Genomic DNA, 23,465 nt, shown 5'->3' on the forward strand with positions numbered 1-23,465 from the left:
ATCTAATCCAGCGAGTATAGCTGCGACGACTGAAATGAAGCGATAAATACGCATGCATCGGTGTCTGGCGGGGAGATGCGCAAATACCAGCGGATCAATCCAGAAACACTATGTATGGGTACCTACCTATAGAATCCGCACGGAACCCGGCAGCTTGGGGTTTCTAACACTGCTTTGCTATGCAATATTTGTTGACGGCGTTTCTTACCTCGTTGGTATTCACTGCGCTACTTGTTCGAAGCCGATTCTGGCGCAACGGTTGGACTTTGGATTCCGAACTCGGCAGCGTACAAAAATTCCACGCCAAGCCTGTGCCGCGCGTGGGAGGCCTCGCGTTGGTGGTCGCTATGGCGGCTACCTGTATGGTGGCGGGTTTTCGCGAGCCTGAAGTTTTGTCGGGCATGCTGTTGCTGGGCTTGTCGGCTGCGCCCGCCTTTTTGGGGGGATTCACGGAGGACCTGACCAAGCGCGTACGGGTCTTGACCCGTTTGGCGCTGGCGATGGCGTCGGGGGCGGTGGCGTATTTTCTGCTTGGCGCCGCGGTGACGCGGGTGGACATCATCGGCTTGGACTGGCTGCTGCAGTTCAGCGCCATATCGTTCGTTTTCACGATTGTGGCGATCGGCGGCGCGGCCAATGCCCTGAATATCATCGATGGATATAACGGCTTGGCGGCAGTAGTGTCGGCGATGATTTTCGCGGGCTTCGCCTATGTCTGTTTCTATTTGGGCGATCGCATGCTGCTGATCGTGGCCCTGGGGATGCTCGGCGGCGTGATCGGATTCCTCTTCTGGAATTATCCGCGGGGTCATATCTTTCTGGGTGATGGTGGCGCCTATTTCCTGGGTTTCATGATCGGCGAGTTGTCGGTGTTGCTGCTGGCGCGTCATCCCGAGGTGTCGGCCTGGTTTCCGCTGCTGCTGTGTATCTATCCCGTATTCGAGACGCTATTTTCTATTTATCGCAAACGTTGGGTGCGCGGCAACTCACCGGGGGCACCTGACGGCGTGCATCTGCACATGCTGATCTACAAGCGTGTCGTACGCTGGGTGGTGGGGTCGCGCGAAGCGCACCATCTGACCTGGCGCAATTCGCTGACGTCGCCGTATTTGTGGTTGCTGTCGTCGCTGGGTGTGATTCCAGCCGTGCTGTTCTGGCAAATGCCCATCGTATTGATGGTGTGCGTGTTGGCGTTTGCCACAGGGTACATCGTGCTGTATCGAAAACTGGTGCTTTTTCGTATCCCTAAGTGGATGATTGTAAAGAAGAAAAAGCGGCTACATTGAATGTGCCTCGCCGCATGCCGGCAGACCTTGCGCCACCCGCAGGCGGCTAAATGGGGCAAAATGCTCCAGATTAATATTTCATGATTCAGTCATCGGGAATAACTGCTTCGAAGCGAAGTGCTAGATCCCTATAAACGTTATCAAGGCATCCATATGCTGATCTCTGTTGTCCTGTCCGGTGGCGCTGGTACCCGCCTGTGGCCCGTTTCGCGCGAAGGCTATCCCAAGCCGTTCATGAAGCTCGCCGACGGCGAAAGTCTGCTTCTCAAGACCTATCGGCGTGCCGCTGCAGTAGGTGCCTCGGATATCCTCACGGTCACGAACCGCGACTATTACTTCATGAGCAAGGACGAGATCGCACTGGCAGATCTTGATATGTCCGCTCATTTTCTGCTGGAGCCTGCCGGTCGCAATACCGCGCCCGCGGTAGCCATGGCCGCGCAGATGGTGGCAGAGCTCCATGGTCCTGACGCATTGATGCTCGTGTTGCCGGCCGACCATCTGGTACAGGATCAAGCGGCTTTTGCCCAGGCGGTGGCGAAGGCGCGGTCCTTGGCGTTGCAGGACAAACTGGTCACTTTCGGCATCATCCCCACGGGACCGGAAACGGGTTTTGGCTATATTGAAACCGGCGCCGATGTGGGCGACGGTAAACAGGTCGTGCGGTTCGTCGAGAAACCGTCGTTGGACAAGGCGCGCGAGTATGTGGATTCGGGGCGGTTTGTCTGGAATTCCGGCATGTTCTGCTTTAAGGCGGGTGTCATCCTGCAGGAGCTCGCCGCGCACGCCAGTGATGTGGACACCGCGACGCGTGCTTGCTGGGCTGCCACGTGCGCCGCAGGCGGGGACCGTACCAAAATGGCCGAGATTCCGGCCGAGGCATTTGCCGAGGTTCCCGATATCTCCATTGACTATGCCGTGATGGAGCGTTCGTCCAACGTGGTTGTCGTGCCCGGTGATTTCGGTTGGAGTGACATCGGCTCTTGGGTGGCCGTGCGTGATTTGACCGCGCCCGATGGCAATAACAACCGTGCCACGGGCAATGCGGTATTCGTCAATAGCCATAACGTGTATGCCCAGGGTGACGACCGTCTCGTTGCTGCCGTGGGAGTGCAGGATCTGTTGATTATCGATACGCCTGATGCGCTGCTGATCGCCCATCCAGACCGGGCCCAAGAGGTCAAGCAAGTTGTCAGCCACCTCAAGACCCAGGGCCACGATGCCTACAAGCTGCATCGGACGGTAAAGCGTCCATGGGGCACCTATACGGTCCTCGAAGAAGGCCCGCGTTTCAAGATCAAGCGCATCGAGGTCAAGCCCGGCGCCAGCCTGAGCCTGCAGATGCACCATCATCGCAGCGAACACTGGATCGTGGTCAGCGGAATGGCTCGCGTGGTCAACGGCGAGCAAGAACTGCTGGTGGGAGCCAATGAATCGACCTACATTCCTGCCGGCCATAAGCATCGGTTGGAAAACCCGGGCGTGCTTGACCTCGTGATGATCGAGGTGCAGAGCGGGGAATACCTGGGCGAGGACGACATTGTGCGCTTTGCTGATATCTATGGGCGTGCGTAATGGTGGGGATGTTTAACGCGCTTTGGAGCTATCGCGGCTTCATTATCGGCAACGTCAAGCGCGAGTTTCAGTCCAAGTATCGCAATTCGCTTTTAGGGGCGGCTTGGAATGTGCTGAATCCGTTGTCGATGATTGTCATCTACACGGTGATTTTTTCCCAGGTCATGCGCGCCAAGCTGCCGGGGGTGGATGGGACGTTTGCTTATAGCATTCACTTGTGCGCGGGTGTGCTCACATGGGGGTTGTTCGTCGAGATTGTCAGCGGCGCCCAGAATACCTTCATCAACAACGCCAACCTAATTAAGAAATTGAGTTTTCCGCGCCTGTGTCTGCCAGTGACGGTGGTGGCCAATGGTTTAGTGAATTTCGCGATTATCTTTTCTCTATTTGTGATATTCCTGATTGGCACCGGCAATTTTCCGGGGATGCCATTTTTGGCGATGATCCCTGTGCTGGTAATCATGGTGGCATTCGCGATCGGCCTGGGTATCACGTTGGGCGTGCTGAATGTTTTCTTTCGCGACGTGGGTCAGTTCTTTACGATATTCCTAAACTTTTGGTTTTGGGCTACACCGATCGTCTATCCGATCACTATCCTGCCGGAACGCCTGCAATCTTGGATGCGCTTTAACCCTATGGCCGTGCTGGTCGATGCGAGCCAGATGATCTTAATGCAAGGGCAGTGGCCCGATTGGACCAGGCTCGCTTGGGTGGCGGTGCTGGCTGCGTTGTTTTGTCTACTGGGGATGCGATTGTTTCGCAAGCACGTCGGTGAAATGGTGGATGAACTCTGATGGGCAGTATTACCGTTTCTAGCTTGGGTAAAGCCTACAAACAGTACCCCACGCGTTGGTCGCGTTTATTGGAATGGATGGATCCGCGTAGCCGGGCCCACCATAAATTGCACTGGGTGCTGCAAGGTTTGAATTTCGCGGTCAATGCTGGCGAGGCGGTTGGCATCATCGGTATCAATGGGGCAGGCAAAAGCACACTGTTGAAGATGATCGTCGGCACCACGCTGCCGACCACAGGCAGCGTTCAGATGAATGGCCGCGTGGCTGCATTGCTAGAGTTGGGTATGGGTTTCCATCCAGACTTTACCGGGCGACAGAACGCTATTATGGCGGGACAGCTGTTGGGTATGAGCGTGGAGGAAGTAAACGCTCATATGCCTGAGATCGAAGCATTTGCAGAGATTGGCGAGTACATAGACCAGCCCGTGCGCGTGTATTCGAGCGGTATGCAGGTGCGACTGGCTTTTAGCGTGGCGACTGCTGTGCGGCCCGACATTCTGATCGTGGACGAAGCCTTGTCCGTGGGCGATACCTACTTTCAGCACAAGAGCTTCGATCGTATTCGCGAGTTTCGTAAGCAAGGCACCACGCTCTTGATCGTATCTCATGATAAGCAGGCGATTCAGTCCATTTGTGATCGGGCGATACTGCTCAGCGCAGGAAAGCTGCTGATGGAAGGCGAGCCTGAGGCCGTGATGGACTACTACAATGCGATGCTTGCCGACCATCAGGGACAGCAAGTCCGGCAAGACGTGTTGGAAAACGGAAAAGTACAAACGATTTCCGGCACGGGCGAAGCTGTAGTCAGTGAAGTTGCTTTGCTGGACGAGGCCGGCGGCTCGATAGAGACCGTGGATGTAGGCCAACCGGTCACCCTACGCATCCAGGTGAAAACCAACACTTCTATTCCGAGGCTGGTACTGGGATATGGGATCAAAGATCGGTTAGGGCAGGTCATCTACGGTACCAATACCGAGCTGAAAGGTCAGGTGTTGACAGACGTTCCAGCCGGCGCCAACGTGACCTTCCACGTTGCGTTTCCCGCTAATCTGGGGCCAGGACATTATTCCATTCAGACGGCCTTGGTCAGTACCGATACCCATCTCGTCAATAATTATGAATGGCGGGATTTGGCGCTGGTGTTCACCGTTATCAATGCCAACAAGCCCAACTTCGCGGGCGTTGCCTGGATAGATCCCGAAATTCGAATTGAGATGCTATGAGCTTTATTTCCTACGCTCAGAATTACGAAGACGTGATGCTACGTCGGGTGTTGAAGTCAGTTTCGCGCGGGTTCTACGTTGACATTGGCGCAGCGTGGCCAGACGAGCATTCCGTCACCAAGGCGTTCTACGATCAGGGTTGGTCCGGCATCAATGTAGAGCCAAACCCAAAGTTTCATGCTGCTTTGGTATCGGCCAGGCCGCGTGACATTAACCTGCGGGTCGCAATCGGTGAACATAGTGGCGAAGCCGTCATGAATATCATCGACGGTACCGGGTTGTCGTCGGTGGATGACGGTATCGTTCAGGGCCATATCGAGGCCGGTTGGAATCCGGACCGGCAAACCGTCAAGATGGAGCGTCTCGTCGACATTCTGGAGACACATGTACCAGCAGGCCAGGACATCCATTTTTTGAAAGTCGATGTGGAAGGCCTGGAAGAACAGGCTTTGCGCGGCAACGATTGGCGCAAATTTCGCCCCTGGGTCGTGCTGGTCGAGGCCACTTTGCCGATGTCGCAGACGCCGTCGTACGAGCAGTGGGAACCCATATTGCTCGACGCCGGCTATTTGTTCAGCTATGCGGATGGCCTGAATCGTTTCTATGTTGCTGAGGAACAGGCTGCCTTGCGCGGTGCTTTCGCCTATCCTCCCAATGTCTTCGATGATTTCAAGGGTGCCGATTTGATGGCACTGGAAATGCGATTGGAGCTTCTGGAGCACGAAAAACAGCGGCTTGAGCATTTGGTCCAACAGGCCGAACAGCGAGTCCAGCGGGCCGAGCAGCAAGTTCAGCAGGCCGCGCAACTGGCGCAGGAAACCGAGCGCCGGGTGCAAGATCTCGAACGGCAAAAGGATCACGCCGATCACCAATTGCGACTGATTCAGGCCAGTACATCGTGGCGCTTAACGGCCCCTTTTCGAGGGGTGAGCAATCGTTTGTTCAAGCACGGGTTAAAGGCGCAGGTATGGTCTACCGTCCGATCCGGGGTTCGCTACGTCAACGGCCACGCAAAGTTGCGTCGCACGGCATTGCGCGTTCTGAACCATATGCCCGGCCTGAAAGACAAGCTGCGCAGAGTGATGGGGCTGGTACAGACAGCACCAGTGTCGATGGCAGATAATTACGATTCATATAATTCGTCCGATCTGACTGCTCACGCAAACCGAATCTACGAAGAATTGCAGGCGGCATATAAGCACGTTGGGCAGGAGAAACATTGATGCGCATAGTGTTGGATATGCAAGGGGCTCAGACAGAAAGCCGGTTCCGGGGAATAGGCCGATATGTCATGGGGTTTGCCAAAGGCGTCGTACGCAATCGCGGAGACCACGAGGTTTTCCTGGTGCTGAGCGGCCTGATGCCGGAGGCCATCGAGTCGATTCGGAGCGAATTCGAGGCTTTGTTGCCTCAGGACAATATTCTCGTCTGGCATGCCCCCGGTCCCGTAGAAGAACGTACGCCGGGTAATGAAGCCCGGCGGCAGATTGCAGAAATTACTCGCGAGGCATTCATCGCGAGCCTGCAACCTGATGTGGTGCACATAGGCAGTCTGTTTGAGGGTGTGGCTGGCTATGGAGTCACCAGCGTCGGCGAGTTCGATCACGCGACGCGCGTCAGCGTGCTGCTGCACGATCTCATTCCTCTGGTGAATTCTGCCAAATACCTGGACCCCTATCCAGACGTTTCCCGCTGGTATTTTCGTAAGGTCGAGTATCTCAAGCGCGCGGCCGTGTTGCTGTCGAATTCGGATTTCACACGACAGGAAGGGCTGGAGAATCTCGGGGTGCCGGACGAACGCATCGTTTCGGTGTCGAGTGCCACGGACGACTGCTTCAAACTCGTGACGGTCAGTCCGAGTCAACGGGCAACGTTGCAAACCAAGTTTGGCATAGACAAGAAATTTCTTCTGTATTCGGGCGGCGCAGACGAGAGAAAAAACCTGCCGCGGCTGATCGAGGCCTATGCACGGCTGCCTCTCGAGCTGCGGTCGGATGTGCAGCTGGTGTTTGCGGGCAAGATGCCGGACTATGAAGCGGACATGCTGCGTTCGCATGCGGACGCGGCCGGCATTGATAGCCGGAGCCTTGTATTGACGGGCTACATCAGCGATGAAGAGCTGCTGTGGATGTACAACTTGTGCGAAGCTTTCGTCTTCCCGTCATGGCATGAAGGCTTCGGATTGCCCGCCCTCGAGGCGATGATGTGCGGTGCTCCCGTTATTTGTTCCAACACCAGCAGTTTGCCGGAGGTTGTGGGGCGCGAAGACGTTCAATTCGATCCCAATAGCACGCCTTCTATCGTAGAAAAAATGGTCCAGGTCTTGCGCGACCAGGCGTGGCGCGACGAGTTGCGACAATATGGTCTGGAGCAGGCCAAACGGTTTTCGTGGGACATCGTGGGCCGCCGCGCCATCGACGCTTGGACGAAACTGGAGCAACCTGCCCCGCAATCCTGGCTGGTGCGCTCATCGCATCATAATGTACTGATGAAAGCGCTCGCCAAGCGGCTGTCTCCACAGAGCGGCGAACAGGAATTGGCGCCGTTATCGGCCTGCTTGGCGCAGAACGAGCAAACCGGCTGTCAACGTCAATTGCTGCTCGATATTTCGGAATTGTGGCAGCATGATGCAGGTACTGGCGTGCAGCGGGTGGTTCGAAACTATTTGCGTTGCCTGCTGCAGTCTCCGCCTGCTGGCTATGACGTCGAGCCCGTTTATGCCACCGTCGATCAAGGCTATCGTTACGCGCGCCGGTACACGCAGCAGTTGCTCGGCCTGCAAGACGAGGCCGTAGATGCCGTGGATACTCCTATTCGCTGGCAGCGCGGCGATATGTTCTTTGGCCTGGATATGCAGCATCATGTGCAAATTGCCCATGGTGCGTTCTATCAGGCGTTGATGCGTGCGGGCGTTACGGTCAAGTTCCTGGTCCACGATCTGTTGCCTATCCAGATGCCCGAATGTTTTTGGGATTCAGGCCTGGGACCACTGCACGAGCAGCTGATGCGCATGATCGCTTTGACCGATGGCGCCATTTGCGTATCCCAGGCCACTGCCGAGGCATTGCAGGCATGGATACGTGATACCGACGTTGTGACGTCGCCTGATTTTGAATGCACCTGGGTTCACAACGGCGTAGAAGAGCCTGCTCCGAACGCAGATCAGTTGCCGGCGGACGCAGAGAAAACGCTATCTCAGATTCGCAGCCGGCCGAGCTTCCTATGTGTATCGACGATTGAGCCGCGTAAATGTCAAGAGCAGATACTTGATGCCATCGACGGACTATGGTCAGCGGGGCAAGACGTCAATCTGGTCTTTGTGGGCCGCCAGGGCTGGAAGATGGAGGCATTCACGGATCGGTTAACTAAACATCCGGAAGCAGGAAAGCGCCTATTTTGGTTGCAGGGGATCTCCGATGCCTACCTGACCGAAATCTACCGGTCGGCCGCCTGCCTGGTGAGTGCCAGTTTGAACGAAGGGTTCGGCCTGCCGCTCATCGAAGCGGCTCGTCATCAGTTGCCTATCGTCGCTCGCGACATCCCCGTATTCCGCGAAGTCGCAGGGGACGCTGCCTGGTATTTTTCGGGCACCACTTCTGCCGATTTGCAAGGGGCGCTGGATGCGTGGCTGGGCTTATATCGAAGAGGCGAACATCCGAGATCGGAAGCAATGACGTGGTCGAACTGGGCAGACAGCACGGAAACGTTGAAAGCCGCGTTGCTGAGAAAAGTCGTCTCCAGACAGCTTCTTCTCGATATATCCGAGCTGGTCGCACACGATGCGAAGACCGGTATTCAACGTGTGGTGCGCAGCATTCTCAACGAGTGGCTTGAGCATCCTCCTGCCGGCTATGAGCTGGCGCCTATTTATGCGCGCGTTGATCAGCCTTATCGGTATGCGCGTCAGTATATTGCCCAGATGAGAGGAGTCAGCCCGGCAGCAGAGTTGACTGACGACTTGATCGAGTTTTCGCAGAGAGACGTCTTTCTGGGTCTCGACTTGTCTCCTCCGATCATGCTGGCCCACGCTGATTTCTATCAACGGCTGCGCCGCCAGGGTGTGCAGGTCAAATTTGTCGTGCACGATTTGCTGGCGTTGAATCCCGAATATTCCGAGCCGCCTGTTATCGAAAACTATCGCCGATGGCTGACGGAAGTGGTCGCGGAAAGCGACGGCGCTATCTGCGTTTCACAGGTGATCGAAAAAGAACTCGCCGCGTGGCTGGCGAGCGCCCCACGCCCGAACCGGCTGAGATCTTTTTCAACCGGATGGTTCCATAACGGAGCTGACCTGGAAAGCTCCATCCCAACGTCGGGTATGCCTGGCAATGCGCGAGAACTGCTCAGTGCATTTCGAGCTGACCCCAGTTTCTTGATGGTGGGTACGCTGGAACCTCGCAAGGGGCATGCACAGGCTTTGGAGGCGTTCGAGGTGCTGTGGCGTGAGGAGTGTGACGCCAATTTGGTGATTGTTGGTAAACAGGGATGGAAAGTCGCCGAGTTTGCCGAAAAGCTCAGATCGCATCCTCAATCTGGACGGCGGTTATTCTGGATCGAAGGCGCCAGTGATGAGTTTCTGCAGGAAATCTACTCGGCGTGCCGATGCCTGTTAGCGGCTTCGTATGCCGAAGGGTTCGGACTGCCTCTCATCGAAGCGGCGAAGCACAAGCTGCCGATATTGGCGCGCGACATTCCGGTTTTTCACGAAGTCGCCGGAAAGCACGCTTCTTATTTCAATGCCAAGCAGGGACGGGATTTGGCTGATGCGATCAAGCAGTGGTTGGTATTGGACGCCAAGCAGCAGGCGCCTGCCTCTGAGGGTATGCCTTACCAGACGTGGAAACAGAGCGCGGCTCAACTGGCGCAGTGGATAGCGAAGCCATCGACGACATGACAAGAATCCCCGTTATGCGCGGCCTAATGGGCCACGACCCTCTTCTGCTGGAGGCGGCCTTATCTGTCCAGCGCACTGCACTGAATGCTTTGCGGGACAGGGCAGCGTGAACATCGGCATCGATGCTCGTCTGTTGACGATGCCTGTGACCGGTATCGGTCGATATACGGCCGAGCTTTCGAGCGAGCTGCTGGCTCAGGGCCATGACTTGTCGCTCTATATGCCGCAGTCGCCAGTGGTGGGCGATTGGTCTGCGCCGAATGCGCGAGTGAGAGCAGGCAGGATCCGGGGCCGCATTGGCCGGATGCTATGGTCGCAGACCGTTCTGCCCTGGCAAGCGGGTCGAGATTGCCTGGACGTGTTTTGGGGGCCGGGACATCGCTTGCCTCGTTATCTGTCCCCCTCGGTTGCGCGCGTAGTGACTATCCATGACCTGGTGTGGAAGCATGCGGGTGAGACAATGCGGCCGTTGAGCAGACTGCTGGATAGCACGTTGATGCCTGACGCCGTACGGCTCGCCGATCGCATCATGGCTGTGTCTCGCAGCACAGCGGATGACGTAGAAGCAGAGTTTCCCGAGGCGCGAGGAAAGGTCCGCGTGGTGTATCCAGGGGTGACGGCGTTGAGCGCTCCGGCAGATCCGGGCGTCTTGCGCGAATTGGGTGTGCGGCAGCCGTATTTCTTGTTTGTCGGTACGCTGGAGCCACGCAAGAACCTCAGGCGCCTTTTGGGCGCCTATGCACGCTTACCGCAAGCGGTGCGCTCAGCGCATCAGTTCGTCATTGCCGGAGGCAAAGGTTGGGGAGGGGTGGACGTGCCCGATCTATTGACGCAGATGGGGCTGATGGGACAAGTGCTGGTGACCGGCTATGTAACCGATGGCCAGCTGTCCACGCTGTATGCGAATGCGCGTTTTTTAGCCATGCCGTCGCTGTATGAAGGATTCGGTTTTCCTCTGATCGAAGCCATGTCGTTTGGCGTACCTGTTGTCACTGCCGATATCTCATCATTGCCCGAGGTCGCTGGCGAGGCCGGAGTGCTGGTTAATCCTCGGGACGAAGCAGCCATCGCCAACGGCCTGTTGCGTCTATTGACCGATGATGCGCTGCATGCCGAGCTTGCTGGCAAGGCGCGCGCCAATGCCGCTCGTTTCACGTGGCGTGCCGCTGCGCAAAGCGCGCTGCAGGTGTTCGCCGAGGCCGTCGACGCCCGCCGAGCGATGCTCGGGAGAACTTGATCATGACAGCATTGCGTGTTTTGCACGTTTACCGTTGCTACTATCCCGATCCGCCTGGCGGGGTGGCTGAAGCGATACGGCAAATATGCTTGGCAACATCCGGGCATGGTGTGCAAAGTACGATTTTCACCTTGTCACCCTCGCCAGTTCCCTCGGTGCTGGAGCAGCCGGAGGGACAGGTCGTGCGAGCCCGCTCGTGGGCAGCGCCCGCGTCGTGCGATCTGGGCGGCCCGGCCGCTTTTCTGCGTTTCGCCGCGCGAGCTCGGCAGGCTGACGTGATTTGTTATCACTTCCCATGGCCGTTTGCCGATTTGCTGGACTTGGTGACACGTCCCAAGAAACCGACCGTATTGGTGTATCACTCCGATATCGTACGACAGCGTTCGCTTGGTCAGATTTATGCGCCCTTGATGCGGCGCATGCTTTCCTCTGTATCGGCGATTGTTGCGACGTCGCCGACTTATGCGGCGTCCAGCCCGGTCCTGTCAGACCAACGCTGGAAGGCCAAGGTGCGCACTATTCCTTTGGGTATTGTTGAATCCCAGCAGCAGGAGGATCCGCGCGTGCTCGCTCGCCTGGGCTTGGCCGAGGGACAGCCCTTTTTCCTTTTTCTGGGGGCGTTGCGCTATTACAAGGGCTTGCATACGCTCGTGGCCTCGGCCAAACGGGTCAATGCGCCCATCGTGATTGCCGGCTCCGGGACCGAAGGCTCTGCATTGAAAGAGCAAAGTACGCGTCAAGGCGCCAACAATGTTCTGTTCGCCGGGCAGGTTTCCGACGCGGAGAAAGCGGCATTGATGCGGCGTTGCCGAGCATTCGTCTTGCCGTCGCACCTGCGCTCCGAGGCCTATGGCATGGTGTTGATCGAGGCCGCTATGGCCGGGCGGCCGCTGATTTGCTGTGACATCGGGTCCGGCATGTCCTTCATCAATGCACAGGATGAGAGCGGTCTGTTGGTGCCGCCGGAGAATGAGCAAGCGTTGGCTGAGGCGATGAATGCAATGCTCAATGATCCGGCTCGGGCCGCACAACTGGGGCAAGGTGCGCGGGCTCGTTACGAACAATTGTTCTCCGGCGCTCCGTTGGGCAGCCAATATGCGGCGTTGTTTAATGAACTGGCCAACCCTAGTTGATTGTCAGCGCGACCAATCCTAGTGCCAACATGCGGTCGTCCTCGCTGATGCCCAGATCTTTCGGGCGTGCAGGGGTACGAAATTTCAGATTCAATCGCAATGTATTGGAGTGCTTTATATCGGGTAACGCCTCATCCGGTATGTGGATTGAAAATCTATTGCCGTCATAGCGTGTCAAGACAATAGATCCGGCAGGAATATCGTTCACAAAGAAGTCAATCAGTTGCTCTTTGTGTATGCCGTTCACGAAAGCATTTGCGCTGATCGAAAGCGTCTGGACATTAGTGTCGGCCAATCGCAGAGCGATCTCGGCTTCGTTTGCTGCGGACCAGACGCCCCATGTTTCCGGGTGAGACCATCCCGCGCCGAGGTAGGATTTTCCGGTGCCGCTCTCGTTAAAGAATAAAGTGCCGTGCTTGGCGATAGGAGAGACAGGCTTGTAAACGGCATTCTCGTTAACTAATGAGGTACATCCATCTCTGAGATTGAAATAGGTCCAGCCTGCTTCGGCGCTGACCTTTGACGTCACGTATTCTCGCGCAGGTTTGCCATTCAGGCACTGAAACTCGCCAATATTTCTGTGGCTGGCATTCAATAGGATTTTTCGAACTTTTCCGTTTGCCGCGTAAAAATAAATATCTTTGTCGTTTCTTCCTTCAGAATGCGTTGCCCTTTCTATAAAGATCTCCGGAATCGGGTTGTACATACCGGGAAATTTTTCCATTACATATCGGGCTGTCGGAGTGTAATGAAGATAGCTGGGCCAGTTTCCTGTGTAGTAGGAAAGATTAAGGACAACATACGACAAGATCCCTGCCCATGTGATCGCTTTCGCTTTGCCATGTTTGAGGTCTATAGTAGTGACAATGAAAATGAGCGGTATGCTTGCCCAATAGGCATACCGCAGAATGAACGACGTTCCGGGATTGAAGTTGGGGGTGGAAATCGATGGGAACGCCAGCATCAGGGACATGAGTGCCAAGCCGCCGACGACAATAAGGCTGTTCTTGTCCAGCTTGCTCGCGGCGATGCCATACGTCATCACGACAGGCACGAGCGCCAGCAACGGCCAGAGCAATAACACTACACCCTGATTCAGATCAAAATAAAAAGACCAGAGCCTGTCGATCGAGATCAACTCAGTCTTTGCACCTCCGGAGCGGGTAATCAGATTTGAGGTGTCAAAATGAATAAAGAAGAATGCCATCGAAAGGGATGCCAGGACGAGGCATACGCCCCATTCCGCCAACTTTCTGGTCGATGGCCAGATGGATTTGGTTCGTTGATATTGGCTGCAAAGGTCAATCGCCATGAGCGCCGCCACCCATAATAAGATGGGTGGATTTTGCTGCGCTGCTATCGCGGCGAAGATGGCTGAAAGGACGTATTTGTGATTACATGCCCAGATCAATGACACAACAAGAAGCGATGCACAAAAAACCTCCGGATGAGTCCATCGGATATATGGTATTGTTCCGCAGCTCCAGAACAGCGTCAGCAGAAGCAGCCGTTGTTCTCTGCCTATCTTTTTCCACATACAGATCGCCCAAGACGCAGCGATAGCAGAAATCACGTTGGCCACAATAAAGGCCCATGGTGTCGCGCGACCCAGAAGTTTGACGATGAACAGAAAAGGCGCGACAAGCAGTGAGTACAGCCAAAAATGATACGAATAATAGTTTCCGTCTTTGTCGGCGTAGAACGGCGGCGAGCTGGATAATGGCGTCCTATGTGCCACATCGGGAACGTTGGTTTGAGCGTCGCCGGCATACGTTTGCACGACATCGAAATCATTGGATGTTATGTCCGGCGTTCCATGATTTATAAACGCCTGACTCATGAGCGTATATTCCAGGCCATCTCCCGTTATTTCGGGTCTGACACGAAATAAGCTGAGAATCATGAACAGTACAACGAGAGTCAGGGAGGCCCAGAAAAATGTTCGGGAGGAGAGCATCAACCAACAATTCCTCAAAAAGGCGAGTAACGTCAAATGAGCTGGTACTCATTTGGCTGAAAGAAGAAATATGCCAAAACAAACGAAGACAGCACCCATAATGGACGTGCTGGACAGCGGCTGAGACAGCACAAGCCCATAAATGAACAGCAACAATATGGTTGCGCCAACCATAATGGGATAAGCTGTCTGTAACGGGATCGATTTCAGTGAAATTGAATAGAAAACAAAGCCAGCCCCGTAGCAGCCGAGTGCCACCGCTTTCAGCCCTGTTTTGCCATTAAGCAGAAGTATCCTGGCGTCTTCGCCAGACATGTCGGCTGCCAGCTTCAGAAGAACACTGGCAGCAGCGCTGGCGATACTGCTCAAAAAGAGCATTAAATAGCCGTAATCCATGGGACAGTAATCTTGTTTATCGGGTCTATGGCTGTCGCATATATCTGCATGCGTGAGGCGCTTTGATTCAAGTTGCGGTGTGCAAATCAGGGCAATCCTATTGAGCCGAGGACGAGGAGAGCGGCAAATATCAGGCCAGAGACAAGACTCACCCTGTCTTTGACGGCAAAGATCACCGGATCCTCGTGCATGTTTCCCCGGTGCGCTTGCATCCAAATCCAACTGATCCAGAAAAGCATCGTAGGAACGCCGATCCATACTATTTCCGGTGATCGGTACAGGTGCGCGATATCGTCGCTGTTCAGATACAGCGCCAAGACCAGCACTGAAAGGCAGCCCACCATTATTCCCAAGGTCTGAATCAACTGCGCATCAGATGAGAGGTAGCCACGGCCATGTATTTTTTTCTTGCCGCTTAGCAGTTGGACCTCCATTTCCGCGTAACGCTTTACGAAGGCGAGAGATAAAAAAAGAAAGATTGAAAAGGCCAACAACCAGAAGGTCAGCGTTACGCCTATGGCGGCAGCACCCGCGATAATGCGCAAGGTATATAGCAACGCCAGGGTGAAACAGTCCACCAGCATCAGGCGCTTGAGCCAAAGGGAATACAAGCATGTCAGAAGGAAATACACGACCAGCCATTGAAGAAAAGGCCAGCCTGCCCAGTATCCGAATACGAGGCTGAGTATGAAGAGCAGGGGGGCCGCACATACTCCCTGCCAGATGGGTACGCGCCCTGATGCAAGTGGCCGCTTGCGTTTGAGCGGATGCAGCCGATCATGTTCTATATCCAGCAGGTCATTTGTTATGTAGACCGAGGACGCACACAGACTGAAAGAAAGAAATGCGAGAACCAGCGATGCCCATGCATGTCCGTTGGTCAGATCATGTGCTGCGACTAATGGGGCAAAGAGCAACAGGTTTTTCAACCATTGATGGATACGTACGACTTTGCTCCATATGCGGCATCCGGCCCGGGGCCGAGGGAATGTCTTGTGGACGTTGACGTTGTTGTTGGCTTCGATGGTCAAAAGAGGCGAGGCATTGACCACGATCGCGTGACGAGCTCGTTCCCAGACAGGTAAGTCGGCAGCCGAATTACCCGCATAGTCAAAGTTTCCTTGTCCGAATTGCTGTTCCAGTCTGGCCGCTTTCGAAATGCCGGACAGATTGTGACGTCCGTCACTCGCTATGACCTCGTCAAAGATATTCAAGCGCCGGGCGATTGCCTGTGCTATCGAGTGATCGGAAGCGGTGCACAGAACCAGCCGGTGGCCCGCGAGACGCTTGTCCTTTAACCATTCGATCAGCTCAGTGTTGTACGGCAGTAGTTGCAGATCGACACGGGCACATCTCGCCAGCTTTGTCTTTAGTACGGCTTTACCTTGCAGTAGCCAGAACGGAATGCGGAATACATTGGCCAGATCCTCGCGCACGGCCCGTAGCGCGGTTTCGTGCAGCATATCCGTGTAAATCAAGGTCCCGTCCAGGTCTACAACAATCGGGGGGAGTGCCAAAATGGCTCCTGACAAATTTGTTGAAAAAAGGTTGTTATGTACCTGTGAGGCGAACAGCAAGGATTACGCTGAGCCCTTTCGGTCTGAGCATAGGTAACGTCCGTAGCTGAATGGTTCCATCCCAACTCGGCGTGAGGCCGGGGAGCTGGGACTGGGAGAAAGGGCAGGCCAATGTCCGTGGACGAGTGGCTGAGGTCTGAGTGCTCTGGGCCGGCCGGTCGTTGTTCGAGTAATGTCGGTTGGCCAGCGCTGCGACGAAATTGTTAGGTCGTCGCGGAATGATGTTTGAGAGGCACGGGGTCGAGCTCGTGCTTGAATCTATGAGTTTTCGTGCCCAGTGCCATCAGGCGGAGGGATGCGGCCAGTTACTCCGCGAACAGATCCGCCTGCCTCGGATCCGCCGGCTGCAACTCATAGCCGATGTCGCCCGCAACATCACGCAAGATATTCTGCGCCAAATTAAACGCCGTATTCGCAGCCGGCACGCCTGCATAGATCGCGTTTTGCAGCAACACTTCCTTGAGCTCGTCCGGGCTGAGGCGCGAGTCGTCGGCGGCGGTCAGTGCCGCGCGCACATGGAGTTCGAACTCTTCCCAACGCCCGAGCGCCAACGTGACGGCCAGGACCATCATGCGGCGCGATTTGTGCGGCAGGCCGGGGCGGCTCCAGATGTCATGCCAGGCGTAGCGGGTGATGAGGTTCTGGTAGTCGGCGGTAAAGGAGGTGGCGCGAGACAGCGAGCGCTCGACCCATGCGTCGCCCAGGACGGCGCGTCGGTTTTTCAGGCCCTGTTCGAAATCGTCTTGGCGGCTCATGGGCATCCTCCTTTGCGTATCGCAGATTTAATTGACCGTGATGTTATTGGCCTTGATCACCTCGGCCCAACGCGCTTGTTCTGTGTCGATGAAACGCGCGAACTCTTCGGCATTGGAGCCGACGGGGGTCAGGCCCAGTTTGGCCAGTTTGTCGCGTGTTTCGGGCCGGGCGAGGGCTTTTTGCACGAGATCCTGCAGTTTTGCTACGACATCGGGTGCCGTGCCTGCGGGCAGGAAAAAGCCGTTCCACTCGTAAACGTTGAAGTCCTTGAGACTGGGATCGGACTCTGCCACAGTGGCGACATTGGGCAATTCAGGCATGCGTTTGTCGGAGGACACAGCCAGCGCTTTGAGTTTGCCGCTGGTGACATAGTTCAGGCTGGAGGCGGCGTTGGCGAAGTACACGTCGACCTGACCGCCCATGACGTCGACGATGGCCGGCGCGCCGCCCTTGTAGGGAATGTGTACGGCATCGATGCCGGTGTCTTTTTTCAATAGCTCAGCGGCCATCTGCGCCAGGCTGCCAGGCCCGTAGGAGGCATAGGTGTAGTGGCCCGGTTTCGCTTTGGCAGCGGCGATGAAGTCGGACAGGTTATTAAAGCTCGACTTTTCCGCGGCGACCAGGATGTTGGGGACGGAGACGGCCTGCGATACCGGGATGAAGTCTTTCTTGGCGTCGTAGGGCAGCTTGCGCAATCCCGGGTTGATGGTGAATGCCGAGGAATCGTACAGCACGGTGTAGCCATCGGGTTTGGCACGTGCGACGTAAGAGGCGCCGATCGAGCCGCTGGCGCCGCCCTTGTTTTCGATGACGATGCTTTGTCCGGAAACCGCGCCCATGCCTTCGGCGATGATACGTGCGGCGTTATCGGCGCCACCGCCAGCCGAATACGGCACGACGAGGGTGATGGGCTGGTCGGGGTAGCCTGTGGCCTGGGCGGCTGTGGCGGCTACAGTAAAGGTGCTGGCGATGGCGGTCAAAGCCAGCCAGCGCTGCGTATGGGCGCTTTTCATTGTGTCTACACTCCTGTTTCTGAACGAGGCCCTGTTGGGTCGGGAATCGTCAACGCCAAAAGAAGAAGGGGCTCGTTCCGCGTGGCCGCCATCGTAGCGTGAGAGAGGGCGCGGCCTGTCTGGCACCAGAACGAGTGTCCGGTCGATGGACGTTTTGAAACAGGTGTTCGCCGTGTGGCCGTTTAGGCGGAGGACGAGGCAGCCGGCTGGACGCGGGCCGCCTTGACTCGGCGCAACCGGGCAAGGCTGCGCGGGGTGCTACGGGCCGACGCGAATGCGTTCTACGTTCAGTTCCTGGGCGAATCTGGACCGATCTCGGCCAGCATCGTCGGGCCGCGCGCCGATCCAGCCCTGTCCCAGCGCATAGGCCCAGATGTTGGCGGCGACGATCAGCAGAAAAAGCACGCGCATGAGGGTTCGCTCACAGGGATTGAGGGTCGGGTTGGGACGCGATCAGCGCCAGCCCGTCGAGGACGGGGCGGTCCAGATAGCAGGGGGTAGCGACTGGACTCATGGTACTACCTGCCTGCGCCAGCAGGCGTTGCGTTTCGTGTTCGACCTCGGGCCAGCCGCCGCCTGCGACATAGAGTGCTGCAGGCTGTCCGTAGCGTTGGCAAGCGGCCAGCCACTGCCGCACGACGGCGCCGGCCTGGGCGGCGGCGATGCCCGAGGCAATGGCCTGGTGCGTATCGGTCGGAAAATCGGTGACGGGTCCGTCGGCCAAGGGCAGGTTGGCGGTGCCGCGCGCGAGCGAGCTGCGCATCAACGCCGGGCCAGGAAGAATCAAGCCGCCAATAAAGGTGTCATCGGGGCCCACTGTGTCGATGGTGGTGGCCGTACCGAATGAGGCCAGCACGAATGGCGGGTGTCCGGGCGCCAATCGGCTACGAACACCGAGCAGCGATACGAGGCGGTCGGCACCGAGCTGCGCAGGCTGGGTGTAGCTATTTTTCAAATCCAGCAACTGCGCGCGCGAGGTGATCCAGTGCACAGGGCAGTTGTGGCGTGCCAGTGCATCGCGAATGCCGGCTCCTCGTTCGTCGCCTGCGACATTGACGCCCAAGGCCGAGATTGGCTTGTGCGTCAGCGTGCCGAGCCAGTCTCCCAGGGCGTGCGGATCGAGATTATCAAAGGCGATGGCGGCGGGTTCGCGAGAGCCCGGGGCGCCAGTCGGGCCGTTGTTGTTCGATTCACTGTCCAGCGGCGCTGTGTTGCCATTTGCGGGGGCGCATTCCGTATTGCTCGACGTTCCAGTCGCTGCGGATGGATGCAGCCAGCCGACCTTCAGACGGCTGTTGCCTGAGTCGATCAGCAGGATCATGGTGTTTGCTCCGCGGTACGCGGGCGAATCGAGACTTCGCCAACGGATACGGGGACGAGCCCCTGAGGCGTCTGTACCAGGAGCCGGCCATGTTCGTCCAGGCCCTGCGCCGTGCCGCTGAACAGGACCGCGCCCTGATCTATGACATTGATGTCGCGGCCTGCCAGGGCGTCAATGGCGCTGAATCGTTGGCGAAAGGCGTCGAATCCGTTGGTTTCCAGGTCCTGAACCGCCTGGCGCCAGGCGTTTGCCGAGGCGCATACGATGTCGGCCACGCTGACGGCGGGGCTGTCCGTTTGCTGCATGATGGTCGTCCAGTCCGCTACAGAACGGCCCAGGCTCTGTGATAACCGATCAGCATCAGTCAGGTTTACGCCCATGCCAATGACAATGGTGTAGGTGTCCGGCAGGGCCAGATTGCGGGTTGATTCGACCAAGACGCCTGCTAATTTGGCATCGTGCCATTGCACATCGTTGGGCCATTTGACGCGCAGCGGATCGGCATCGCGTACCAGCAGGCTGCGCAGCGCCTCGCCTGCGGCCAGCCCGGCCAGAGGCGACAGGGCCGGCAGCCGGTGGGGCGGCATGCGCACAGGAAAGGCGCACGAAAACATCAGCGTGGCCCCGATACGGTTCTGCCAGGGGCGTCCGGCGCGTCCACGGCCGGCTGCCTGCTGGTGAGTGCCCAGCAGCCAGGGGCCCGAACAGTGACGCGCGCGCGCCAGCAAGTCGGCATTGGTCGAACCCGTGCTGGCAGGCCAGGCAATGTCCTGAAAGCCGTCCAATCGCGCAGACAGCTCGCGTACCAGCGCCTCGGGCGCTGGCAGATCAATAGGGCGGGCATCAGTAAGCATGGCGGCGATTGTAGGGCACGAGGGCGGGACGGGTCACGGCGGCTGTGACAAAACGGTCCACGGACAGGATGCCAGGGTGCGGGCAGCCGAAAATGGTTGGCGGTTGTCTCACGCAAAAGCGGCCGATCCCGCCGGACAGAGCGCAGGCGAGGTTGGTAACATGCAGGCTGCTTTCTTAATTTGCGCTCAAGTCATGTCTGCTCGTACCGAAATCCAGGCTTTTACCGGCGAGGCCGGCTGTATTGATTGCGCCATTGATTGGCCCGCTGGTACGCCACGGGGCTGGGCGTTGGTCCTGCATCCGCATTCTCTGCAAGGCGGGGCGCGGGACAACAAGGTGGTGACCACGATCTCCCGCGCATGCGTGCAGCACGGCCTGGTTGCCGTGCGTCCGGATTTTCGCGGAGTAGGCCAATCCGAAGGACAGTTCGACAAGGCCCGCGGTGAGACGCAGGATATGCTGGCGCTGGTGGCGCAAGTCCGGGAACGCTACCCCGAATGGGCCTTGGCGCCCTGGGTGTTGGCGGGGTTTTCCTTTGGAACGGCAGTCGCGGCACAGACATACGCGGGCCTGGCCGACGCCGGCGATACGGCGCTGCCTGTGGCACTGATGCTGATGGGAGCGGCGGTCCAGCGTTTTCAAGAGACAGAGGTCACCGTACCGGCCGACACGCTGATGGTGCATGGCGAACAGGACGATGTGGTGCCCTTATCTGAAACGCTGAACTGGGCGCGTCCGCGGGATGTGCCGATTGTGGTCGTGCCGGGTGCTTCGCATTTTTTCCATGGCAAGCTGCTCGTGTTGAGAGCGTTGGTGCAGGCCCGCCTCAAGGTCGCCCTGGACTGATTTTCGCCCGTTCGCGGGCCGCATGGCGTCACGCAACGAACCTGCCCGACCTGCGCCCCAGTGCGCCTTTACTGTTGTTGAACGTTATCGCTGCCGCGTGGTCAGACGGGCCTGCCTATAATGATGCTGCTTTTCACGAGGCCGGTTGTTGATGATGCGGCCTTTGACCGCCTGCAGGCTTGTTAACCCAATGTGTTGTCACTCGCCCGGGCTGCTTTTGATCGTGGACCCTTTTTGCCGATGAAACTCACTCGTTCCTTTCCGTCTTCTGTTGCGTTTTCCCGCCGTGTCCTGGCTGGTGCGGTGTTGTCGGCGCTGATGGCGTCAACCTCTGCCGCCTGGGCGCAACAACAGCAGCCGGCGGCGCCCACGCCAGCCGTAGCGGCTGCGGCCCCTGCCGGCGTCGCGCAGTTGGCGGAGCTATCGGCTGTACCAGCGCCCACCATCGCAGCGCGTGCGTGGATCACCATTGACGTCACCAGCGGCCAGGTATTGGCGTCGTCGAATCCGGACATGCAAATCGAGCCGGCTTCGCTGACCAAGATCATGACGGCTTACGTGGTGTTCAATGCGTTGGACGAAAAGCGGATCACGCTGGAGCAGCAGGTACCGATTTCCGAGCATGCCTGGCGCACTGGCGGCTCGCGTATGTTTGTCGAACCGCGCAAGCCTGTCACGGTCAACGAGCTGATTCAAGGCGTGATCGTGCAGTCGGGTAATGACGCCTCTGTGGCCTTGGCTGAGGCGGTGGGCGGCACCGAAGCGTCGTTTGCGACGCTGATGAACCAAGAAGCCGAGCGCCTGGGCATGGCTCACACGCATTTCATGAATGCCACGGGCTTGCCTGATCCACAGCACATCACGACGGTGTCGGACCTGGCCAAACTGGCCGTGGCCTTGATCAAAGACCACCCCGAAGAATTCCACTACTACAAGCAAAAAGAGTTCACCTATAACAAGATTACGCAGCCCAACCGTAATCGCCTGTTATGGGCGGACCCTTCGGTCGACGGCATGAAAACCGGTCACACCGATGCGGCTGGTTATTGCCTGGTGTCGACTGCGTTGCGTGGCGACCGCCGCGTGTTGACCGTGCTGGCCGGCGCAGACAGCGAAGCCACGCGCGCCGAAGAAAGCCTGAAGCTCCTGAACTGGGGCTTCCAGAATTTCGACTCGGTCAAACTGTACGACCAGAACCAACCTGGCCTGGACGCTCGCGTCTGGGAAGGCACGGTCGAGACCGTCAAACTCGGCCCGCCCGCGCCCCCGATTTGGGTGACCGTTCCGCGCGGCAAGTCCGGCGATATCAAACCCGTGGCGCAACGCACCGATCCGCTGGTAGCCCCGCTGACCAAGGGTCAGCAAGTCGGTACGCTGCAATTGACGCTGGATGGCAAGGTCTTGCGTACTGAGCCCTTGGTGGTCCAGGATGCGGTCGAACGCGCCGGCTTTTTCGGCCGTATGGTCGACTTGGTCAAACGTCAGTTCGAATAGACTTTTTAGCGAACTAATACGCACTGTCGAATTGGGGCAAGCGGGGCTATCCGCTGGTCCGTCAGATGAAAATCATCGGGGCGAGAAATCGCTGGGACAGTGCGGCACTTTTACTTTCTTGCGATTCATATCCATGAACAGGCACAGCGAAGGTTCGGCGTATAACGGCGATCCGGACCTGTGCTTGTCATTTTTTAGCTATCTTAGATTTTTAGGGGCCATTCATGATTCCGGGCATGCCAGGCGATAGCCAGGTGTATCTCAACGGTGAGTTCACGCGCGTCGACGAGGCCAAAATCTCGGTGCTGGACCGGGGGTTCATTTTCGGCGATGGTATTTACGAGGTCGTGCCGGTCTATCACGGCAAGCCGTTCCGCATGACCGAGCATATGAATCGCCTGGACCGCAGTTTGCAGGCCTTGCGCATTCCGTCACCGAAGTCGCGCGAGCAATGGCTGGAGCTGGTGAATGAGCTGATCCGCCGCTCGGCGACACCGAGTTGCGTGGTCTATCTGCAAGTCACGCGTGGCGTCTACAAGCGCGAACATGCCTTTCCCACAGCGGAAATCACGCCCACGGTGTTCGGCATGACCACGGAATTCACGCCGCCCACGGCCGAGCAGCGCGAACGAGGCATACGCGTGATCAGTATCCCTGACGAGCGCTGGTTGCATTGCGAAATCAAGTCCGTGTCATTGCTGGGCAACGTATTGGCGCGTCAGCAGGCAGCCGAGGCGGACATGGACGAGGTGATCCAGTTCCGTGATGGCTTCATGACCGAAGGCTCATCCAGCAATTTCTGGGTGGTGTCGGCGGGCAAGCTATTGGCGCCGCCGAAGGACAATTTGATTCTCGAAGGGATACGTTACGGGTTCATGGCCGAGTTGGCAGAGGAAACCGGTGTTCCGTTCGAAGCCCGTCGTATCACCCAGGACGAAGTCGCCTCGGCAGACGAAATCCTGGTGACGTCGGCGACCAAGGAAGTGCTGCCGGTGTTGCAATTCGACGGCAAGCCCGTTGGCAATGGCCGACCCGGCCCGGTTTATGCGAAGCTGCGGGCAGCGTATGATGCCCGTATTGCTGCTTTGTAAACCGACATTGCCCCTAC

At 57.4% G+C, this 23,465-nt stretch carries 19 protein-coding genes; 11 read left to right on the plus strand and 8 right to left on the minus strand.

Translation table 11 applies throughout. From position 1 onward, the window contains the following. Nucleotides 1-179 precede the first annotated feature (179 nt). The 8 genes from ACYVIT_RS00585 to ACYVIT_RS00620 all read left to right on the plus strand — a co-directional run bounded on the left by ACYVIT_RS00585 (nucleotide 180) and on the right by ACYVIT_RS00620 (nucleotide 12,142). The gene (locus ACYVIT_RS00585; protein ID WP_415806996.1) at nucleotides 180-1,286 is read left to right on the plus strand and encodes an MraY family glycosyltransferase; all 1,107 of its coding nucleotides are present in this window, start codon (nucleotides 180-182) and stop codon (nucleotides 1,284-1,286) included. A 153-nt stretch (nucleotides 1,287-1,439) separates the two neighbouring features. Continuing rightward, nucleotides 1,440-2,861, plus strand: a complete 1,422-nt coding sequence (locus ACYVIT_RS00590; protein WP_415806997.1) for a mannose-1-phosphate guanylyltransferase/mannose-6-phosphate isomerase — start codon at nucleotides 1,440-1,442, stop codon at nucleotides 2,859-2,861. Continuing rightward, nucleotides 2,861-3,655, plus strand: coding sequence for an ABC transporter permease (locus ACYVIT_RS00595; RefSeq protein ID WP_415806998.1), 795 nt, complete (start codon nucleotides 2,861-2,863; stop codon nucleotides 3,653-3,655). Before ACYVIT_RS00590 ends, ACYVIT_RS00595 begins: the two co-directional genes overlap by 1 nt. Then, entirely contained in the window at nucleotides 3,655-4,878 is a 1,224-nt protein-coding gene (locus ACYVIT_RS00600) for an ABC transporter ATP-binding protein (protein WP_415806999.1), read from the plus strand. Before ACYVIT_RS00595 ends, ACYVIT_RS00600 begins: the two co-directional genes overlap by 1 nt. Next, nucleotides 4,875-6,101, plus strand: a complete 1,227-nt coding sequence (locus ACYVIT_RS00605) for an FkbM family methyltransferase (RefSeq protein WP_415807000.1) — start codon at nucleotides 4,875-4,877, stop codon at nucleotides 6,099-6,101. Before ACYVIT_RS00600 ends, ACYVIT_RS00605 begins: the two co-directional genes overlap by 4 nt. Then, nucleotides 6,101-9,772, plus strand: coding sequence for a glycosyltransferase family 4 protein (locus ACYVIT_RS00610; RefSeq protein WP_415807001.1), 3,672 nt, complete (start codon nucleotides 6,101-6,103; stop codon nucleotides 9,770-9,772). The genes ACYVIT_RS00605 and ACYVIT_RS00610 overlap by 1 nt, the downstream gene beginning before the upstream one ends. Before the next feature lie 106 nt (nucleotides 9,773-9,878). After that, nucleotides 9,879-11,009 (plus strand): glycosyltransferase family 4 protein, encoded by a 1,131-nt coding sequence (locus ACYVIT_RS00615; RefSeq protein WP_415807002.1) that lies wholly within the window; start codon nucleotides 9,879-9,881, stop codon nucleotides 11,007-11,009. Between the two features lie 2 nt (nucleotides 11,010-11,011). Beyond that, a complete protein-coding gene (locus tag ACYVIT_RS00620; RefSeq protein WP_415807003.1) occupies nucleotides 11,012-12,142 on the plus strand; it encodes a glycosyltransferase in 1,131 nt (376 codons plus the stop codon). On the opposite strand, the gene ACYVIT_RS00625 is transcribed toward ACYVIT_RS00620, so the two are convergent. The 8 genes from ACYVIT_RS00625 to ACYVIT_RS00660 all read right to left on the minus strand — a co-directional run bounded on the left by ACYVIT_RS00625 (nucleotide 12,135) and on the right by ACYVIT_RS00660 (nucleotide 20,016). Then, nucleotides 12,135-13,982 carry a hypothetical protein gene (locus tag ACYVIT_RS00625; protein WP_415807004.1) on the minus strand — a complete coding sequence of 616 codons (1,848 nt, stop codon included), beginning with the start codon at nucleotides 13,980-13,982 and terminating at the stop codon, nucleotides 12,135-12,137. The two genes, ACYVIT_RS00620 and ACYVIT_RS00625, sit on opposite strands and share 8 nt — an antisense overlap. 165 nt (nucleotides 13,983-14,147) lie before the next feature. Beyond that, nucleotides 14,148-14,495, minus strand: coding sequence for a DMT family transporter (locus ACYVIT_RS00630; RefSeq protein WP_415807005.1), 348 nt, complete (start codon nucleotides 14,493-14,495; stop codon nucleotides 14,148-14,150). 86 nt (nucleotides 14,496-14,581) lie between these two features. Further along, nucleotides 14,582-16,072: a UbiA family prenyltransferase gene (locus tag ACYVIT_RS00635; protein ID WP_415807006.1), complete on the minus strand. Its 1,491-nt coding sequence runs from the start codon at nucleotides 16,070-16,072 to the stop codon at nucleotides 14,582-14,584. 305 nt (nucleotides 16,073-16,377) lie between these two features. After that, nucleotides 16,378-16,827: a carboxymuconolactone decarboxylase family protein gene (locus ACYVIT_RS00640; protein ID WP_415807007.1), complete on the minus strand. Its 450-nt coding sequence runs from the start codon at nucleotides 16,825-16,827 to the stop codon at nucleotides 16,378-16,380. A 27-nt stretch (nucleotides 16,828-16,854) separates the two neighbouring features. After that, on the minus strand, nucleotides 16,855-17,841 hold the full coding sequence (locus ACYVIT_RS00645; RefSeq protein WP_415807008.1) for a tripartite tricarboxylate transporter substrate binding protein: 987 nt from the start codon (nucleotides 17,839-17,841) through the stop codon (nucleotides 16,855-16,857). Nucleotides 17,842-18,099: 258 nt separating this feature from the next. Further along, nucleotides 18,100-18,252: a hypothetical protein gene (locus ACYVIT_RS00650; RefSeq protein ID WP_415807009.1), complete on the minus strand. Its 153-nt coding sequence runs from the start codon at nucleotides 18,250-18,252 to the stop codon at nucleotides 18,100-18,102. 10 nt (nucleotides 18,253-18,262) lie between these two features. Then, nucleotides 18,263-19,162, minus strand: coding sequence for a type III pantothenate kinase (locus tag ACYVIT_RS00655; protein ID WP_415807010.1), 900 nt, complete (start codon nucleotides 19,160-19,162; stop codon nucleotides 18,263-18,265). Continuing rightward, complete coding sequence (locus ACYVIT_RS00660) at nucleotides 19,159-20,016, minus strand: biotin--[acetyl-CoA-carboxylase] ligase (protein WP_415807011.1); 858 nt, start codon at nucleotides 20,014-20,016, stop codon at nucleotides 19,159-19,161. The genes ACYVIT_RS00655 and ACYVIT_RS00660 overlap by 4 nt, the downstream gene beginning before the upstream one ends. 193 nt (nucleotides 20,017-20,209) lie before the next feature. Here ACYVIT_RS00660 and ACYVIT_RS00665 point away from each other — a divergent pair, with 193 nt between their 5' ends. The 3 genes from ACYVIT_RS00665 (at nucleotide 20,210) to ACYVIT_RS00675 (ending at nucleotide 23,448) form a co-directional block, all read left to right on the plus strand. Continuing rightward, nucleotides 20,210-20,863 carry an alpha/beta hydrolase gene (locus ACYVIT_RS00665; protein WP_415807012.1) on the plus strand — a complete coding sequence of 218 codons (654 nt, stop codon included), beginning with the start codon at nucleotides 20,210-20,212 and terminating at the stop codon, nucleotides 20,861-20,863. A gap of 240 nt (nucleotides 20,864-21,103) precedes the next feature. Beyond that, the gene (locus tag ACYVIT_RS00670; protein ID WP_415807013.1) at nucleotides 21,104-22,357 is read left to right on the plus strand and encodes a D-alanyl-D-alanine carboxypeptidase family protein; all 1,254 of its coding nucleotides are present in this window, start codon (nucleotides 21,104-21,106) and stop codon (nucleotides 22,355-22,357) included. A gap of 224 nt (nucleotides 22,358-22,581) precedes the next feature. Then, a complete protein-coding gene (locus ACYVIT_RS00675) occupies nucleotides 22,582-23,448 on the plus strand; it encodes a D-amino acid aminotransferase (RefSeq protein ID WP_415807014.1) in 867 nt (288 codons plus the stop codon). Nucleotides 23,449-23,465 lie beyond the last annotated feature (17 nt).

The organism is Bordetella muralis, assembly GCF_054781015.1.